Source organism: Bartonella sp. HY406 (assembly GCF_025449315.1).
GTDB lineage: Bacteria > Pseudomonadota > Alphaproteobacteria > Rhizobiales > Rhizobiaceae > HY038.
The window spans coordinates 1,648,319-1,666,884 of the sequence record NZ_CP104893.1 but is presented as its reverse complement, the minus strand read 5'-3'; the positions used below and the strand labels follow the sequence as shown (position 1 = coordinate 1,666,884).

The 18,566-nt window shown below is 40.8% G+C and carries 14 protein-coding genes; 5 read left to right on the top strand and 9 right to left on the bottom strand.

What is annotated here, in order from left to right; genetic code table 11:
• The first annotated feature begins 138 nt into the window (after window positions 1–138).
• Complete coding sequence (locus N6B01_RS07035) at window positions 139–3,594, top strand: chromosome segregation SMC family protein (protein WP_262078074.1); 3,456 nt, start codon at window positions 139–141, stop codon at window positions 3,592–3,594.
• A gap of 17 nt (window positions 3,595–3,611) precedes the next feature.
• Here N6B01_RS07035 and N6B01_RS07030 read toward each other — a convergent pair whose 3' ends face one another.
• The 4 genes from N6B01_RS07030 to N6B01_RS07015 all read right to left on the bottom strand — a co-directional run bounded on the left by N6B01_RS07030 (window position 3,612) and on the right by N6B01_RS07015 (window position 9,030).
• On the bottom strand, window positions 3,612–4,064 hold the full coding sequence (locus N6B01_RS07030; RefSeq protein ID WP_262078073.1) for a hypothetical protein: 453 nt from the start codon (window positions 4,062–4,064) through the stop codon (window positions 3,612–3,614).
• 173 nt (window positions 4,065–4,237) lie between these two features.
• On the bottom strand, window positions 4,238–4,561 hold the full coding sequence (locus tag N6B01_RS07025; protein ID WP_262078072.1) for a hypothetical protein: 324 nt from the start codon (window positions 4,559–4,561) through the stop codon (window positions 4,238–4,240).
• Window positions 4,562–4,692: 131 nt separating this feature from the next.
• A complete protein-coding gene (locus N6B01_RS07020; protein ID WP_262078071.1) occupies window positions 4,693–7,179 on the bottom strand; it encodes a heavy metal translocating P-type ATPase in 2,487 nt (828 codons plus the stop codon).
• Between the two features lie 174 nt (window positions 7,180–7,353).
• Window positions 7,354–9,030, bottom strand: a complete 1,677-nt coding sequence (locus N6B01_RS07015) for a peptidoglycan L,D-endopeptidase MepK (RefSeq protein ID WP_262078070.1) — start codon at window positions 9,028–9,030, stop codon at window positions 7,354–7,356.
• A gap of 735 nt (window positions 9,031–9,765) precedes the next feature.
• Between N6B01_RS07015 and N6B01_RS07010 the strand changes: the two genes are divergently transcribed.
• From N6B01_RS07010 to N6B01_RS06995, 4 genes are all read left to right on the top strand, one after another.
• A complete protein-coding gene (locus N6B01_RS07010) occupies window positions 9,766–11,274 on the top strand; it encodes an acetaldehyde dehydrogenase ExaC (RefSeq protein ID WP_262078069.1) in 1,509 nt (502 codons plus the stop codon).
• A gap of 325 nt (window positions 11,275–11,599) precedes the next feature.
• Window positions 11,600–12,283 carry a PadR family transcriptional regulator gene (locus N6B01_RS07005; protein WP_262078068.1) on the top strand — a complete coding sequence of 228 codons (684 nt, stop codon included), beginning with the start codon at window positions 11,600–11,602 and terminating at the stop codon, window positions 12,281–12,283.
• A gap of 55 nt (window positions 12,284–12,338) precedes the next feature.
• On the top strand, window positions 12,339–12,968 hold the full coding sequence (locus N6B01_RS07000) for an O-methyltransferase (RefSeq protein WP_410007257.1): 630 nt from the start codon (window positions 12,339–12,341) through the stop codon (window positions 12,966–12,968).
• A 229-nt stretch (window positions 12,969–13,197) separates the two neighbouring features.
• Window positions 13,198–14,220, top strand: coding sequence for an LLM class flavin-dependent oxidoreductase (locus N6B01_RS06995; protein ID WP_262078067.1), 1,023 nt, complete (start codon window positions 13,198–13,200; stop codon window positions 14,218–14,220).
• Window positions 14,221–14,514: 294 nt separating this feature from the next.
• Here N6B01_RS06995 and N6B01_RS06990 read toward each other — a convergent pair whose 3' ends face one another.
• The 5 genes from N6B01_RS06990 to N6B01_RS06970 all read right to left on the bottom strand — a co-directional run bounded on the left by N6B01_RS06990 (window position 14,515) and on the right by N6B01_RS06970 (window position 18,529).
• Complete coding sequence (locus N6B01_RS06990) at window positions 14,515–15,171, bottom strand: hypothetical protein (protein ID WP_262078066.1); 657 nt, start codon at window positions 15,169–15,171, stop codon at window positions 14,515–14,517.
• A 64-nt stretch (window positions 15,172–15,235) separates the two neighbouring features.
• On the bottom strand, window positions 15,236–15,772 hold the full coding sequence (locus tag N6B01_RS06985; protein ID WP_262078065.1) for a hypothetical protein: 537 nt from the start codon (window positions 15,770–15,772) through the stop codon (window positions 15,236–15,238).
• Window positions 15,773–16,257: 485 nt separating this feature from the next.
• Window positions 16,258–16,992: an amino acid ABC transporter ATP-binding protein gene (locus N6B01_RS06980; RefSeq protein WP_262080606.1), complete on the bottom strand. Its 735-nt coding sequence runs from the start codon at window positions 16,990–16,992 to the stop codon at window positions 16,258–16,260.
• Between the two features lie 36 nt (window positions 16,993–17,028).
• Entirely contained in the window at window positions 17,029–17,733 is a 705-nt protein-coding gene (locus tag N6B01_RS06975) for an amino acid ABC transporter permease (RefSeq protein WP_210276147.1), read from the bottom strand.
• Between the two features lie 4 nt (window positions 17,734–17,737).
• On the bottom strand, window positions 17,738–18,529 hold the full coding sequence (locus N6B01_RS06970) for an amino acid ABC transporter permease (RefSeq protein WP_262078064.1): 792 nt from the start codon (window positions 18,527–18,529) through the stop codon (window positions 17,738–17,740).
• Between the last annotated feature and the right edge of the window lie 37 nt (window positions 18,530–18,566).

Sequence of the window (18,566 nt, the reverse complement as noted above, 5' to 3'; positions counted from 1 at the left end):
GTTTATAGCTGCTTGTTTAACGGTTAACAGCCAATAACCCACACTATTTAAGTTACATTTTACTATTAAATAGTGTAGCAGCTATAAAATAAACAAACAAGAAATATGTAAGCAGGATAAGCATGGTGGGTGCGCTATATGCAGTTTAGCAAGCTGCGACTGGTTGGATTTAAATCATTTGTCGAACCGATGGAGTTTTTCATCGAGGGCGGGCTAACAGGTGTTGTTGGCCCGAATGGCTGTGGCAAATCTAATCTTGTCGAGGCGCTGCGCTGGGTTATGGGTGAAAATTCCTATAAGAACATGCGTGCCTCAGGCATGGATGATGTTATTTTTTCTGGTAATAATACACGCCCACCAAGAAATTTTGCTGAAGTCACATTATATCTTGATAATAGCGATCATAGCGCACCAAGCGGTTTTAATGATGCCGATGAGTTGCAGGTTTCTCGCCGCATTGAACGTGGTGCAGGTTCTACCTATCGGGTTAATGGCAAAGAAGTGCGTGCTAAAGATGTGCAATTGCTATTTGCGGACCAATCCACCGGTGCACGTTCACCGTCTATGGTGGGACAAGGGCGCGTTGGCGAGCTTATCCAAGCAAAGCCGCAAGCACGGCGCGCTTTGTTGGAAGAGGCTGCTGGCATTTCTGGGCTTCATAGCCGCCGCCATGAAGCTGAATTGCGTCTGCGTGCCGCAGAAACCAATCTTGAGCGACTTGATGATGTGGTTGCCGATGTAAGTAGCCGTATTGAAAGCTTAAAGCGGCAAGCGCGGCAAGCCAATCGTTTTAAAACTTTGTCGGCTGAGATAAGGCAGTTAGAAGCCGGCCTATTCTATTTGCGCTGGTCGCAAGCCAAAAGCCAAGAAGCTGAAATGGAAGCGGCTTTAACTAAAGCCACTTTGAAAGTTGGTTCTGAAGCGGAAGCGCAAATGCGCTTCGCACGCGAGCAGGCGGAAAATAAAACTCTTTTGGCGCCATTGCGTGATAATATGGCCAAGGCAAGGGCAGGCCACCAACGCATTACTTTGGAAGTGCAAGCACTGGAAGATGAAAAATCAAGAAGCCTCCATCGCCAATCGGAGTTAATGCGGCGTATAGAGCAATTACAACGCGATGTTATACGCGAAAAAGGGCTTATTGCTGAATATAAGCAGTTTATCAACCGCCTTGATAGTGAAGAGCAAGAGCTAAAAGATATTCAAAGTGATGGTAGCGCAGAGGAAGAGGAACTGCGCACCCAATATGAAGATTTGCAATCAGTTACCCAAAACAAAGAGGCGGATCTTGCCAAGCTTAATACTGAGCGTGCCGAGTTAAATGCAGGCGAGCAGCAATTGCAACGTCTATTATCTGATCTTGGCCGTCGTCGTGATAAATTAAACCAAGACTTGCAAGCCTTGGCAAGTTCGATTGCGGCTTTGGAAAAAGAGACCGAAAGTCAACAGCAAGCTGATGAGTTAAACGAGGCGTTAGAAGCGATAGTTGAGCAATTATATAGCCTTGAAGAGCAGTTGCCGCAAATTGAAGATGAAATAGGGGTAAAGAGAAATAATTATGATCAGTGCCGCAAAACTCATGATGAATTAAAGCGGCAATTAAGCGGGTTTGAGGCCGAAGCAAGAACGCTTGAACAAATTATTGCTGCATCTTCATTAAATGGCGGGGATACTGTTGTTGAGCATTTAAGCGTTGAAAAAGGCTATGAATCAGCATTGGGCGCAGCGCTTGGTGATGATTTGCAAGCCGCCCTTGATGAAGATGCTTTGCTATTTTGGCGCGATTTAAAGTTTAGTGGTGCAGATCCACATTTGCCAATTGGCTGTGAACCCCTTGCAGATTATATTAAAGCACCAGATAATATGATGCGCCGCTTAAAGCAAATTGGCTTAGTTAAAGCAGATGAAGGCGATGGTTTGCAAAGAGATTTGCAATTAGGGCAAGTTTTAGTAAGCCGTGAAGGAGCATGTTGGCGCTGGGATGGTTTGGTTGCTAAGGCAGATGCACCAACGGCTAGTGCGCAACGTTTGGCACAAAAAAATCGGCTTGCTGAAGTGCAGGAGTTTATTTTAAAGAGCCATCAGCAAGGAGAGCGTGCAAAAAGCGATGAAGCAATTGCTTATCAGCAATTGCAAGAACTATTAAGCCAAGAAAAAGAATGCCGTGCAGCTTTGCGCCAAATGCGTGATAGCCATAGCCAAAAGCAGACAGCGCTAAAGGAACTTGAAATTAGCCTTAATGCGCGTCTTAGCCGCTTAAATCATTTACAGGAAAATTACCAACGCCTTGAACTTGAACTTGAAGAAAACGCTGTTTTAAATGAAGAGGCGGCAATTAAGCTAGAAGAACTAGCATCACTTGATGAATTAGACGCTAAAATTGCTGCTCTTCATGCGCTATTGCAAAACGAGCGCGCAATGCTTGCTCAGTTGCGTTCTAGCCTTGAAACTTGGCAAAGGGATAATTTACAAAGACAACGGCGCTTGGAGGCTATTGCGCCAGAGCGTAAAACTTGGCAAGCGCGTTTAAGCGCTAGCAATCAGCAATTTGCAGATTTGCAAGAGCGGGTAAGTGAAGCCATGATGGAAATGGAGGATCTTGCCAGTGCACCAGATGATTTTGACGAACGGCGTGATAAATTATTCCAACTTATTGCTAAAGCGGAAGATGAGGTCAAGTCGGTTAGTGATGCTTTGGCACTTGCTGAAAATACTCAAAATCGATTGGATCTTCAGGCAACCAATGCCATTCAAGCCCTTTCTCATGCGCGGGAGGAACGCGCCCGTAATGAAGAGCGTTTTAATGCCGCGATTGACCGGCGTAAAGATATTGAAACACGTATTTGGGAAACGCTTAATGTTGAGCCCATTGAAACGCTAAAAATGGCTGGTTTTAACCCGTCTGATACAATGCCAGATATTGCTGATTTAGAGCGTGATCTTGATCGAGCCCGTATTGAGCGCGAGCGCTTAGGTGCAGTTAATCTTCGGGCAGAAGAAGAAAGTAGCGAATTACAAGAACGCTATGCTTCAATGACGGTAGAACGCGATGACGTGATTGAAGCGGTTAAAAAACTACGCCAAGCCATTCATGCTCTAAACCGTGAGGGGAGAGAACGCCTGCTTGCAGCTTTCACTAAGGTAAATAGCGAGTTTCAACGATTATTTACCCATTTGTTTGGCGGTGGTACAGCGGAGTTGCAATTAATTGAGTCTGACGATCCATTGGATGCAGGGCTTGAGATTTTAGCACGTCCCCCTGGTAAAAAGCCGCAAACCATGACGCTTTTATCTGGCGGTGAACAGGCATTGACGGCAATGGCACTAATTTTTGCAGTGTTTTTAACCAATCCTGCGCCAATTTGCGTGCTTGATGAAATTGATGCGCCATTAGATGACCATAATGTTGAACGTTACTGCAACCTAATGGATGAAATGACCAAATTAACCGATACACGTTTTGTTATCATTACCCATAATCCAATCACCATGGCGCGTATGGATCGACTTTTCGGTGTGACAATGGGCGAGCAGGGTGTATCGCAATTGGTATCAGTTGATTTGCGTACGGCTGAAACATTAAGAGATATCTAAGCTCTCGTTAAGTTCTATTAGTCTTCATAAACTATGGGTTTAATCCAGTCGTTTTTATTAATATAGCCAGTTTGATAAAAATGTTTTACCTGTGTGACAAATTGACGGAAATCTTTGTTTTCAATAACAAGCCTATTAACGCTGTTCCAGTCAACTTCAAGTTTTTCGCGCGCTGGTATTGAAATTTGGCTTTCGCTGACGTTATCTTTATCTAAAATTATAAGACCAATGCCATGTAGGCTCGATAATATTCTTATTTCTTTAAGGGCATCGCTATTAATTTCACTGGTAACGAGATAGGCAAAGTTTGCCCATGATGAATTGCTAACCGTTTGAAAAAAGACTTCGCGAACATTAGATCTATTAATAAGAATTTTGACTTCAAATGACCAAAGGCGCGTTTTTTGTTGAGAGTATTCTTTTATGCAGGCTTTAATTTCCTGATCCCAATCGTTGCTTAAATCTTCCATCGCTACAAGGTCAGGGTGAAGCCATTTATTGCCATTAGACCCATGTTTATTTGAGGAAGTTTGTTCATTTACTCTTTTGCTATAAAGTTGAAATTCTTGGGTTAGATATTCTGCTAATAACGGATAAAGCGCATGTTCACCTTTAGGAAAAGCCGTTGTTTTAGTAACTATCTTTATATTGTTTTCTTTTTCGGCCTCTTCAACCTCTTCATTATCGCTTTCGCTAGTAAAATAATATTTCCTTGGACGCCCTTCCGTAAATTTGACGCTTTTTTTTCAATTCGCGCTCGACTGGCATTAATTTCAGCAACGAGTTGCTGTATTAAGGCATCTTTATTATCTAGTATAATTATTTTTGCTTTTGATTTTTTTTGCTTTGCTTTACATGCATCTGGATAGGTATTGTAAATCCATTGGGCAATTTCACGTGCAGTGAATTTTTGATTCGGATTATTTGTTAAAAATTCTGCGACTTTATCAACTAAATGCAATGCCATGATATATCCCCTTAATATTGTTAGTTTCGAATAATCTTGAGGCAATTGTCAATTACAGTGAGTTAGTTATAAACACATATTGTAAAATAGAGGCATTATGCCTCTATTTTTAGTTTTAAGATAAATACTGATTAAATGACTGGTTTAAAGTTTTTAAGCCGCAATGCATTGGTTAAAACAAATATGCTTGATAATGCCATCGCGCCTGCGGCTAGCATTGGCGATAATAAAATGCCCCATAGTGGGTATAAAATACCAGCTGCAATTGGAATAAGGGCAATATTATAGATAAAGGCCCAAAATAGATTTTCCTTAATATTTTTAATTGTTGCGCGTGATAAAGCAATGGCATTAATGACGCCTGCTGGATCACCAGACATCAAAACTACATCCGCACTTTCAATTGCAACATCGGTGCCCGTGCCAATAGCAATACCCGTATCGGCTATAGCAAGGGCAGGTGCATCATTAATGCCATCACCAACAAAAGCGACTTTTTTCGCTTTTTCTTGCAGGTGTTTGACGGCATCCAATTTGCCTTCTGGCAAAACTTCGGCTTCGATATGCTTAATATTGAGTTTTTGGCCAATTGCTTGCGCTGTAAGGCGGTTATCACCGGTTATCATTGCAACATCAATATCCATGTGGCTCAAGGCATTGATTGTTTCAACTGCGCGTGGTTTGATTGGGTCTGCTACACCAAATATAGCGGCAACCTTGCCATCTATTGCTGCATAAAATGGGGTCATGCCTTCCTTGCCATAGCTTTGTGCAAGCTCTGTAAATGGTGCTATATTCACGGCTAATGTTTCCATATAGTGAGCATTGCCAATAGTAATATTTTTAGCCTCAACCGTGCCACTTAATCCATAACCCGATTTGGAAGCAAATTCATCAACGTTTAAAAGTGACAATTGTTTTTGTTTTGCAGCGTCAATAATCGCTTTACCAAGTGGATGCTCGGAATTTGCTTCGATTGACGCAACCATCGCAAGAACTTCGTCCTTATTAAATGGCTCTGCCGTTTCAAAGTGAATGAGTTCTGGCTTACCAAGGGTGAGTGTCCCAGTTTTATCAAAAGCTACCAATTTGGTTTCACTTAAAGACTGTAGCGCGTCGCCCTTGCGAAATAAAACACCAAGGCGTGCGCCGCGCCCTGTACCAACCATGATTGAGGTTGGTGTGGCCAAGCCCATAGCACAAGGGCAGGCAATAATAAGAACCGATACTGCCGCAACAATAGCTTGTCCTAAATGGCTGGTGCCGCCAATAAATAGCCAGATTAAAAAGGTACAAAAAGCCGCTGCAAAAACGGCTGGCACGAATATGGCTGTCACCTTATCAACCATGGCTTGAATAGGAAGTTTTGAACTTTGCGCATCTTCAACCATTTTTTGAATTTGCGAAATAAGCATATCTGCACCAACTTTTTCAGCGCGATAGGTAAAGGCACCTTGACCATTTACCGTGCCACCAAATACTTGGTCGCCAATATTTTTAGCAACGGCAATCGGCTCCCCAGTCATCATTGATTCATCAATATGCGTTGCGCCATTAACAATAACGCCATCAACGGGGAGCTTTTCACCAGGACGGATGATGACGAGATCGCCGATGGCCACATCCTCAAGTGCAATGTCTTTAGGTGTGCCGTTGACATCAATCCGTGCGGTTTTAGGTTTTAGTCCAGCTAAAGCGCGAATGGCTTGGCTAGTGCGTCCCCGTGCCCCTGCCTCAAGCCAGCGCCCAAGAAGAATAAGGGTAACAATAACCGCTGCGGCTTCAAAATAAACGTGGTTTGCGCCTTCAGGCAATATTTGTCCAGCAAAAGTTGCAAGGGTTGAATAGCCCCATGCGGTAAACGAGCCAACTGCAACCAATGAATTCATATTGGGGGCACCGCGTAAAAGCGCAGGAATACCAGCTTTAAAGAAACGTAAACCCGGACCAAAAACCACAAGGGTTGTTAATAGGAATTGAAATAGCCGAATTGGCATTTCGCCAAAAGTCATTAACAGCCAATGATGAAATGGCGGAACCATATGGCCACCCATCTCAACAATAAAAACTGGCAAGGTTAGAGCAATGGCAGTAATAAATGAGCGCCAAAGGCTTTTTGATTCAACTTCTTGTCTGTCTATTTGCGGTGTTTTGTCTGATATTGGGGTTGCCTTATAGCCTGCTTTTTCTACCGCCTTTTCCATAGATGCGATCGTATTGTCGTCACCAATATAGACAATATGGGCGCGGTTTGTTGCAAGGTTAACGCTCGCATCGCTCACACCAACGGTATTTTTAAAAGCTTTTTCAACATGGCGCACACAGCTTGCGCAGGTCATACCTTCAATATCAAAGTCCAGTGTTTTTTCATCTATGTTGTAACCAGCCTTTTCGACGGCGTTCTTGATTGCAGCAATATCAGGCTTTTGACGCGATTTGACTGTCGCCATATTAGTGGCAAGGTTTACACTCACTTCATCAATATCTGGCAATTTGCCAATTGCTTTTTCAACGTGGCGCACGCAACTTGCACAGGTCATGCCATCAATTGGCAAATTGGTGGTAAATTGATCTGATGTATTTTGCGGTTGTAAAGAGCCTGATTTTGTTTCGGACATGTTATATCCCTTTCATCTTAGTGATAAGATAGGGCTTACCATCATGGGAAGGTCAAGAAGAGTTTTAACAAATATCGCATTTTATCATTCAATTTGGTCTTGTAAAAATAAAAACGGACCAGATAAAAATCTGATCCGCTAAGAATATTATTCTCTATACGTTATATATTCGTTTTAGTTGTTAATACGAGCTATGGCTTGAAAGTTGATAGCGCGTCCGGTTAATTTTGCATTTTGTGGCTGAGCTTTTTCTTTCTTTAGACCCGATGCAAAAACTAATGCAGGAATTTTGTGAAGTTCTTGCGTTGCGCCCTTGTCTTCATTGTTGTTTATTAATTGCTCAACACTTTGGGGCTGACTTGTAACCCTATTTGTTTTAGTGTTTTGTCGTGAAGGAACCGATGCTACAAACAGGCTATTATCAATCTCTGGGCTTTTTGTTGTGTTGCTGGCTTGTGATGTAGCGCCATTATTATCAATTAAATCTTCATCAGGTAGCGGGATTAGCTCACTGGTATTATTAATAATATTATGCACTTCATCAGCACGAATAGGGGCTTTATTTGGTGTAGATTCAGCCTTTGGCGGATTTACGCTCGTTCGTGCAATTGCTGCAGCAATTTCATCGCCTTTTTGGGCAATTTCAGGTTTTTGATGACGTAGTGTTGGAATAGGAATATTGTATGCTGTCGCCATATCAGTAGAAGGCGTTAAAGTTCCTGGTTGGTTTGTTTGGGCATTTATGGTGTCACCAATTACGTCATTTACCGCATTGATAGCATCATTGCTACCATTTGCAGCAGGTTGCGCAGTTACTGCCAACACAGGAACATCGCCGGGCTTAAAGCCTGGTACTGGAATAGAATTCGCACTCGCAATCAAATTGCTTACGTTGTCTTGTGGCACAGGATTATTATCCAACGGTGCATTTGGTGTTGGTAATTCAGGCGTGCGAGCAGGGGAGGCTAATGGAATTGGTGCTTCGCCACCATCTGGCAAATCAAACATATCATCAATTGCTTCTTGCTCAACTTCTTGCGGTAAAACTTGTGGCGTCTGTGGGCGCATATTTTGCGGACGAGAAGCTATAATGGTTTGTCTTTGTGGAACTGGTTCTTTCTTTTTGCCACCAAAAAGTCGTGCAAATAGACTGCCACCTGAGTTGCCTTCATCCTTTACTATAACAGTTTGGGCAGGGCGCCCCTTGCGCGCATTATATTCCGCCATGGCTTGCTGATAACGTGCAAGTGGCTTACCATCGCTTGGAACATGAATGGTCTTACCATCTGGAAATAGTGCCATCAGCTCACTGCGGCTCATACGTGGCCAGTGGCGCACATTGCCAACATCCATATGAACAAATGGCGAGCCTGATCTTGGGTAATATCCAACGCCGCCAACTTCTTGTTTTAAGCCGATCTGACGCAATTTTGATAAATTTGCATCAGGGATGTAAAAATCCATTGCGCGCCCTAAAGTATGTTGGCTATTTTTCGCAACGCCGCTAGAAGCAGAGCGTGAGCGTAGCATATTGTTAGTGGTAGGCGAACGATAGGCAGAAACAACATGGATGTAATCACGAGAACCGCTAAGCTTATAAACTTGCCAAATAAGGTCAAAAAGGCGTGGATCCATTTTGGTCGGCTCATTGCGGCGCCAATCGCGCAGAAATACGTTAAGTTGCTTTAAGCCGCTATCTACGTATTTACCGTTTTTCTTAAAAACAATTTCGGCTTTTTCACGAGTATGGATGTAATAAAGCTTCAGCGATCTGGTTTCACTGCTTGCAGCTTGAACTGATAATAAAAATCCACAAGAAGCAATAATCATTGCGAGGATATTTTTAAACATAAAAATCGCCTTATTATGTGTTTTTTTATGCGCTTTGCTAAACATTTATAACAGCCTTGTTGTCGTGTAGCATTAAATGCCAAACGTTGCCTTGCCCTAATTGCTAACCTATTATTGCAGTGAATGGTTAATAGGTACTTTAACTACAGGCAATAATTACTATAACATGATAAAAATAACACAGTGTTCAATATTTGTTACTTTTTATTAAATAGCGCTAGACTGTGGGAAAAATACACGAAAATTAGAATTTTTCAATGTTTTTTGATTCTTTGCATGGATATGGTTGGTTTTCGCTGTGTGCATAAGTCATTAATAAACTGATTTTAATGGCTAAAATTGAATGGTTTAGATGTGTCGGCTAAACTATTATTATCGCCAGTACTGGACTAAATAGATAAGTTATTATGCGCTAAAGCGGCATTTAGTCGCGTTTGCTTTTTACCAAAAGGCTCTGAGATTTAAGTCGAGTTGCTAACTTTAGTTGTTTTTTCAGGTATTATAAAAGTTGCGTTTTTAAAAGTCTTGACCGCTTCCACCGGCAGACCTATCATAAATTTTCGCATGACAAGATGGTTTTAATAGCAGTGAAATGCTTAGCCAATAAATGCCTTTCATGCGCGGGAGATGAGATTTTTGATATAACCGCCATAGTTTGATTGGACACTATAATATCACGAGTTAATTTGAACTATGGATGCTTATGTATTTTTTAGTCCTTTGGGAGGAGTTAATATGAATACTACCACACATCCTATGTCACCTTTTAAAAAGCGTTATGAAAATTTCATCGGTGGGCAATGGGTTGCGCCAAAAGATGGCCGATATTTTGATAATCATTCACCGGTAGATGGTAAATTATTATGTGAAGTGCCACGCTCACAGGCCGTAGATGTTGAGGCGGCGCTTGATGCGGCGCATTCAGCAAAAGAAAAATGGGGGACGACAAGCCCTACTGAACGCAGCATGGTGCTATTGCGCATAGCTGATCGCATTGAGCAAAATTTAGAAAAAATAGCAATTGCTGAAACTTTCGATAATGGCAAGCCCATACGCGAAACTATGGCTGCTGACATTCCGTTATCCGTTGACCATTTCCGCTATTTCGCTGGTCTATTGCGCGCCCAAGAAGGTGGCATATCGCAAATTGACGATGATACTGTTGCCTATCATTTTCATGAGCCGCTTGGTGTTGTGGGGCAAATTATTCCATGGAATTTCCCTATTCTTATGGCGGCATGGAAGCTAGCGCCAGCCTTGGCGGCAGGTAATTGCATTGTTTTAAAACCTGCAGAACAAACACCAGCGTCTATTTTATATGTGATGGAATTAATTGCTGACCTATTGCCTGCCGGGGTGATTAATATTGTCAACGGGTTTGGTGAAGAGGCCGGCGCGGCACTTTCAACCAGTCCACGTATTGCTAAAATTGCCTTTACGGGTGAAACAGGCACAGGGCGGAAGATTATGGAAGCTGCGGCTGCAAATATCATACCGGTAACTTTGGAGCTTGGTGGTAAATCGCCCAATATTTTCTTTGGCGATATCATGGATTTTGAAGATTCCTTTATCGATAAGGCGATCGAAGGATTGGTGATGTTTGCCTTAAACCAAGGTGAAGTTTGTACCTGTCCAAGCCGTGCCCTTATCCACGAAAGCATTTATGATCGCTTTATGGAACGGGCATTAAAACGGGTTGCTGATATAAAACGTGGTAATCCGCTTGATCCGCAAACTATGATTGGTGCCCAAGCCTCGCAAGAGCAAATGGATAAGATTTTGCGCTATATCGACATCGGCAAGCAAGAAGGTGCGCAATTGTTGATTGGTGGGCAAAAATCTTCATTGGACGGCGATCTTGCCAATGGCTGCTATATTGAGCCAACGGTGTTTAAGGGCACCAATACGATGCGCATTTTCCAAGAGGAAATCTTTGGCCCTGTATTAGCGGTTGCAACTTTTAAAACCGATGAAGAAGCATTAGCGATAGCCAATGACTCTATGTATGGCTTGGGGTCGGGTATTTGGACACGTGATGTCAATAAAGCTTACCGTTTTGGTCGTAAAATACAAGCTGGTCGTGTATGGACAAATTGTTATCACGTCTATCCGGCCCATTCCGCCTTTGGCGGCTATAAAAAATCTGGTATTGGCCGTGAAATGTATAAGACGACCCTCGAAGCCTATCAGCAAACAAAAAATATTTTGGTAAGCTATTCGGTTAATCCGCAGGGTTTCTTTTAATGCTAGATAAGGTAGGATATTACATTGGTTTTATGAACCAATTTCAAATCTAGATATATCTCATATGCTAAAAATTTAATTTTTAATAAAGCGCGGCTTATTTTTATAGGTCGCGTTTTTTATTTTAAAACAATAGGTTGCGGTCGAGTTTTTATGTTTTTTTATAGGTTTTTATTAGCTTAATTATTTGTAATGGAATATTTCGATATATATCTTGATTTTAGATATGTATCGTAATATATCTGCTTTGTGGAAAATAAAATCTGAACGAAAAACATAAGTCGTTCTATCCATAAAATAACAATCAAATAATATTGAGGTAGTAATGAATAACGATCAATCTAATTTAGAGTATGAGCATAAATTTGTTGAGCAAGAGTTGAATGAGGAGAGTTATGGTCGCCGCGAGAGACGTGGCCGGCGAGGTGCGGAGCGCCGTGGGGAACGCGCCCATCATAGAAGTGGTCATCATAGAAGTGGTCATCGGGGTGGCAGGCCTCGTGGTGAAGGTCATCGTCCTAACCGTCTTTTTGATTATGGTGAATTGCGTATATTATTATTGGCGATGATAGGTGAAAAGCCGGCTCATGGTTATGAATTAATGCGCCAGATTGAGGAGCGTTTTGCTGGACAATATGTTCCAAGCCCGGGCGTTATGTATCCGACTTTGGCGTGGACGGAAGACATGGGATATACTGAAATTGCTGTGGCGGAAAATGGTAAAAAGCAATATAGCTTAACTGGTGAAGGTAACGCATTTTTGCAAGCAAATCGCCAATTGGCTGATGAACTGCTCATTCGAACCTTTAGCGAAGATGAAAGACCAAAGACAAGGCGCGGTAACCCGCAATTGCGCGAGGCTTTTGATCATTTGCGGCATGTGATTAAATCCAAAATTCGTCACCAAGGCGATGAAGACGTATCAGCAAAAATTTTGCAGATTGTCAACGAAACCATTACCCGTATTGAAATAGAATTTCCAATCACCGCAGGAGAGCATGATGAATAATGAAAATTTAGCATCTGGCAAAGGCAATAAAGAGCAACCATTACAGGATTTTTCTATGGTCAATCCTGACTTGCAATTATCTGCAGTGTTAGACCAATATCATGATCGCATGCGGCAAGAGCGGCAGGAAATGAGACGCGAAATTGTTGGTGGCCGAGATGGCGGGCAAGATCAAAGAATGCGGGCAATTGGCCCACAAACTGGTCAATTACTTAATATTATGATCCGTAGTTTGCGCAACCCCAATATTTTAGAAATTGGTACATCTTTTGGCTATTCAACCCTTTGGCTTGCCGATGCGGCAAGGGCAACTGGGGGCAAGGTTACCACATTGGAATATCATGACTATAAATCGCAATATGCAAAAGAAATGGCTGTGAAGGCAGGACTTGATGCCTATGTCGATTATAGGGTGACTGATGCGCTTGATTTTTTAGAAAAGACAGATGAAAAATTCGACTTTGTCTTTTTAGACCTTTGGAAAGATCTGTACACACCGTGCCTTGATCTTTTTTATCCAAAATTAAACGACAGTGCCATCATTGTCGCTGATAATATGATTAAGCCGGGTGGGGAAGAAATTGCCCGTTATAGTGCCGCATTAAAACAGAAAGCTGATCTTACAAGCCTATTATTGCCCGTTGGTACTGGCATTGAGGTGAGTGTGTATAAATCGCTTTTGTAATTGATAGCTCGTCTTTAGTGCTTATAGTTAATGTTGATCCAGTAATAAACGGCGTAAATGCGGTTATTGCTGGATTTTTTATTTAGAGCTATGTTTTATAGTTTTAGTAATTGTTGCCGTTTTGTGAACAATCTGTCGGGAGTTTTCCGATGTTAACGCTCTTGTTTCTAAGTGTTAGCGCCATTATTCTATAGTCAATAAGAGCCTATGCTCTTTAGGAGTATATAATATGAAAAAGATCGGTTTTTTATCCTTTGGCCATTGGCGCGATGATCCACATTCGGGTACACGCAATGCTTCAGACGTTTTGTTACAAACCATAGACCTTGCCGTTGCGGCTGAGGAAATTGGGGCGGACGGTGCTTATTCACGCGTTCACCATTTTGCGCATCAATTAGGATCACCATTTCCACTCTTAAGTGCAATTGCTGCTAAAACATCGCGTATCGAGATAGGTACAGCGGTTATTGATATGCGCTATGAAAATCCCCATTACATGGTGGAAGATGCTAGTGCAGCTGATCTTATTTCTGGTGGTCGTTTACAGCTTGGTCTTAGCCGGGGTTCACCAGAGCAAGTCATTGATGGTTGGCGTTATTTTGGCTATCAACCGCGTGCAGGTGAAAGCGATGCCGATATGGGGCGCCGTCATGGTGTGGAGTTTTTCAATTTGCTTGATGGGGTTGGTTTTGCCAAGCCCAATCCGCAGCCAATGTTTCCAAATCCGCCAGGATTATTGCGGTTGGAGCCTCATTCAGAAGGGTTGAAACGCCGTATTTGGTGGGGAGCAGGTTCCAATTCAACCGCGGTTTGGGCGGCGAAAATGGGCTTTAATTTACAAAGTTCTACCTTGAAAGATGATGAAAATGGTAAGCCATTTCATGTTCAGCAGGCGGAGCAAATACGCACCTATAAGGCTGCATGGGCTGAGGCTAGGCATGGTTTTACACCGCGCGTGTCGGTAAGCCGCAGTATTTTCCCATTGGTAAGTGATGAAGATCGGCTTTATTTTGGTCGTACACGCGATGATAGTGATAGATTTGGCTATCTTGGTGAAAGCACTCGCGCTGTCTTTGGTAGAAGCTATGCTGATGAGCCAGAAGCACTTATTAAGCAATTGGCGCAAGATGAGGCGATTAGGGAAGCTGACACCTTATTGCTTACCATTCCTAATCAGTTGGGGGTTGCGTATAATACCCATGTGATTGAATCTATCTTGCGTTATATTGCACCAGAGCTTGGCTGGCGGTAATTTGTCATAAAAACAGAGAGTGCTATTTTTTGTCATATCAACAAATAGCACTCTTGCTAAACGGTGTTTATAATAACGGCGCTTTCGTTAAGTTTGGTCTATGGCGTAGCTTGATATGAAGTTAGACATATCATTAAATATGCAGCACAAAGCAACAAAAAATCAGTTTAATAAATTAATGGGTCCTGATCCTAGTTCTTTAAATAGTATGAAGGTTTCTGCAGCCGCAGATTAAAACTTGGTCTTGAGTATGAAAACATAATCGAAGTCAAAGTATTAATAGATCAATCGCTTTTAATTTTTAGGTAAATTTTCGTTCATCTTTTTTTGCATTTCTAGCCTATATGCTTTTCGTGCTTCAAAAGTTTGTCGCATTGTTTCGGTTATAACTTGTGCTTTAAAAACAAGGCTATATTTTTTAGGATCACTATAGCTATCAGTTTCGTTAACTTGTAAGATATAACGGCATTTATCTTGCTTGCCAGCAATTTCCCACTTGCTATAAGTAAGGCTTCCCTCGGGGCGATCAGCCGCAAAGCTATCCTCAGTCATTTTTTTTTGGCTTTCTTTAAGCTGGTAGCCAGCTTTTCGAAAGGAAATGTCAATCATATTGGTCATAGCTTTGATGTCATCTAAGTAGTTGTCATAGCATAATCGAAGTATGATTTCTGTAAGGCAATTATCTTCGACACTTAACGTAATGCTTTTGGCCATAGGCAAAGTTAAAGAATTTAGATCTAGTAATTCAATGATATAGCCAAAAGGAGGATTTTCGTTCCAACCAATAGCATTATATGAAACATGAAAAGGCTCCGTATTAAATTCACCTTCATTCCCACCCCATAAAAGATATCTATCTAATATAAACCTGTCAGGTAGATTATTAATCTTTAGGAATTCATCTATGGGTTGCATCAAAGTAGCTTTAAGTGTTAAAATGTTACTTTCCATGACTATTCTTTCAAGAAATACAAAAAAATAAATTTTTTATTCGTTTTAATTTACTCTTATATCATTAATTGCGAGGTGTGGTTTGCGCTTCCATTCGTTCTGTGAGTTTGTGGCTCAATTTGATCAACGGATTGATTTTATTTTTTTTGTCATAATAATATGAAAAGCATATTTGGTCTAAATCAATATAGATATCAGGATCAAGCTCCTCAAAATAATCTATATGGTCTAAATACATACATATGTCGCTGCCGCATATTTGGCTATATTCATTTAAATATAAATATATGAGCCAACCGCGTATATAGTTATCTCGCGGGCAGTTTTTGGAATCTATAATTTTTTTTAATTCATTGCGTTTTTCAGCTCTGATATCGTCACTTACTTCTCCTAAACGATTTTTAATCGCTATATCGAGATATTCTAATAAGTTATTGGGAAACAAAGATGATAAATCGATAATCATAGCTACAAATATTATCTGAATATCTGTAAATGAATAGCTTGCTTCTTCATCAAACTTTCTAAGGTCATTTGCAACAGCATTTCTAAATACTGTTTCATCAAAATCATCGTCAATATTTGCTAATTTATATTTCATATTATATCCTTTATGATTTATATCCTTGCCATAAATACTATTTTAAAATGACATTTTTCGATGTATTCAAAGGTTTAAAATGAATAATTTTTGCGGCGGCTTAAAATAGTCATGATTATATTCAGTCATGTGATTATAATAATATTATGAAAACGTTGTGGTGATAGGCAAGCAATAATTAAAAAACTATTTGGAATAATAGCTATTTAATATGACGTTATCGGACAGACTTCAAATTGACTTTATGATATTATGTAACGTCAAAAATTAGTATTATAGCTATTTATTTAATAAGAGCGTATTGGATTGGATAATAATTAACAGGCCTAATATTTGCCTAAGTTATGATGGTGTTTTAATTGTTTTTTCGACGATTTGCATCAAGTTTCAAAAAAAGCTATTACGATTTCTATAGATAGAAAACGCCGTTTATGAAGTAAATCATAAACGGCGTTTTGTAGAAAATTGAACCATTGTTGTGGACGTTAATGATTAAGAATTTTTGATAAAAAGTCTTGGGCTCGCGGTGTTCTTGCGCTTGCATCATCAAAAAACTCTTGACTGCTGCAATCTTCTAAGATTTGACCCTTATCCATAAAAACAACGCGGTTTGATACTTTGCGGGCAAAACCCATTTCGTGGGTAACGCAAATCATGGTCATACCTTCTTTGGCAAGGCTAATCATAACATCAAGCACTTCACCAACCATTTCAGGGTCCAATGCAGATGTTGGTTCATCAAACAGCATAACAATTGGGTCCATGGTCAAAGCACGAGCGATAGCAACGCGCTGCTGTTGTCCACCTGAAAGTTGACCAGGAAACTTGTTTTTATGTTCGATTAAGCCAACACGATCAAGATAAATTAATGCTTTTTCTTCGGCCTCGGCCTTATTGCGCTTTAAAACCTTAATCTGCGCGATGGTAAGGTTATCTAAAACTGACAAATGCGGAAATAGCTCAAAATGCTGGAAGACCATGCCAACGCGGCTACGCAATTTGGGTAAGTCTGTTTGCTTACTGTGAACAGCAGTGCCGTTAATCCAAATTTCACCTTTTTGAAATGGCTCAAGAGCGTTGATAGTCTTAATCAATGTTGATTTACCAGAGCCTGATGGACCGCAAACAACCACAACCTCGCCTTTGTCAATATTCATTGAGCAGTCTTTTAAGACGTTGAATGGCCCGTACCATTTAGAGACATTTTTCATCTCAATCATATGGGAATGAGTAGAGGACATTAGTTTTTCCTTCAATTAGCGAATAATTGCAATTCTTCTTTGTAGTTGCTTGACACAAAGTGAAAGTGTGAAGCAAATAACGAAATAGGTGAGGGCGGCTAAAATATAAGTTTCTGTTTGCCGATTATAGATTTGGCCAGCAATGGTAAAGCCTTTTAGCAAATCATAGCCGCCTATGGCAAAAACAAGAGAAGTGTCTTGGAAAAGAATAATAACTTGCGTTAACAATACTGGCAGCATGTTACGAAATGCTTGAGGTAGGATAACAATTTTCATTCTTTGCCAATAGGTCATACCGAGTGCTTCGCCAGCCTGAAATTGTCCACGCGAAATGGATTGAATACCAGCTCTCATAATTTCAGCAAAATATGCAGCTTCAAAGGCGGAAAAGGTTATGAGTGCTGACCAGTAGACATCGATACTCGTACCGATAATGGCCGGAATAATTAAGAAGAACCATAAAATAACCAAAACCAGCGGAATTGATCGCATTACAGTGATATAAAAAGTTGCTAGCATTGATAATGGTGCAAAACGAGATAGGCGAGCTAGGGCAAGTAATGTGCCAAAAATTACACCAAATAGTGTTGCAACAATTGTCATTGTAACACTAAATTGTAAACCTCTTAAAAGATAATTGCTAAAAAAGTCCCAACTTACGAAAGAAAAATTAAAGCGTAAATTGATACCGTGATCATAAAGAAAATCGAGGAAAGTCATAATATTAAGCCTCCTCCGCTTTGGCAGAACTGTTATTGTCGGGAATACGGAGTGAGCGTTGTATTAAGGTCATAACAAAAAAGATGATAAGGGCTAACAGCACGTAAAGGATTGTTACGATAATAAATACTTCATAGCTACGATTGGTTTGTTCTACAGTATTATTTAAAAAAGCCATTAGCTCTGCGATTGAAACACCGATTGCAGCCGCTGAATTTTTGACAATCCCCATAGATTCAGACGTAAGAGGTGGCATAATAGTGCGTAGAGTGCGTGGCAATAATATATAGCGATATGTTTGAAATGTCGTAAAGCCTAAAGCTTGAGCTGCATAGCGTTGACCGGTGGAAATGGACATAATACCAGCCCTTACCTGCTCGGCAATACGCGCTGAAGTAAATAATCCAAGGGCGATCACTACCAAAAATAGGCCAAAATTATCGTGGGACTTTGCAAAATCTTTTAATGGCAAGATAATATCAGGCAAGACAAAATAACAAAGAAAAACCATGACAAGGATAGGAATATTTCTAAATATTTCTACCCAACAAGTAGCTAAAAACTTCAATACGGGATTATTGGGAAGCGTTCGCATCGTGCCTATAATAAAGCCCAATGCTATAGCAACCAAGAGGGCGCTAACAGATAGAATGGCCGTATTAATAAAGCCAGTTACAAGCAGATCCATATAGGTCTGTGTGAAGTCATTAGGATTACCAAAGCATCCTGGAATGGTTGATGCAGAAGATATCGGATCGGCTGTATCCTTGCACAAAAAACTAAAATCAAGCGCCATTGAGCTGCTCCACTATGTTAAAAACGAAACTTCATTT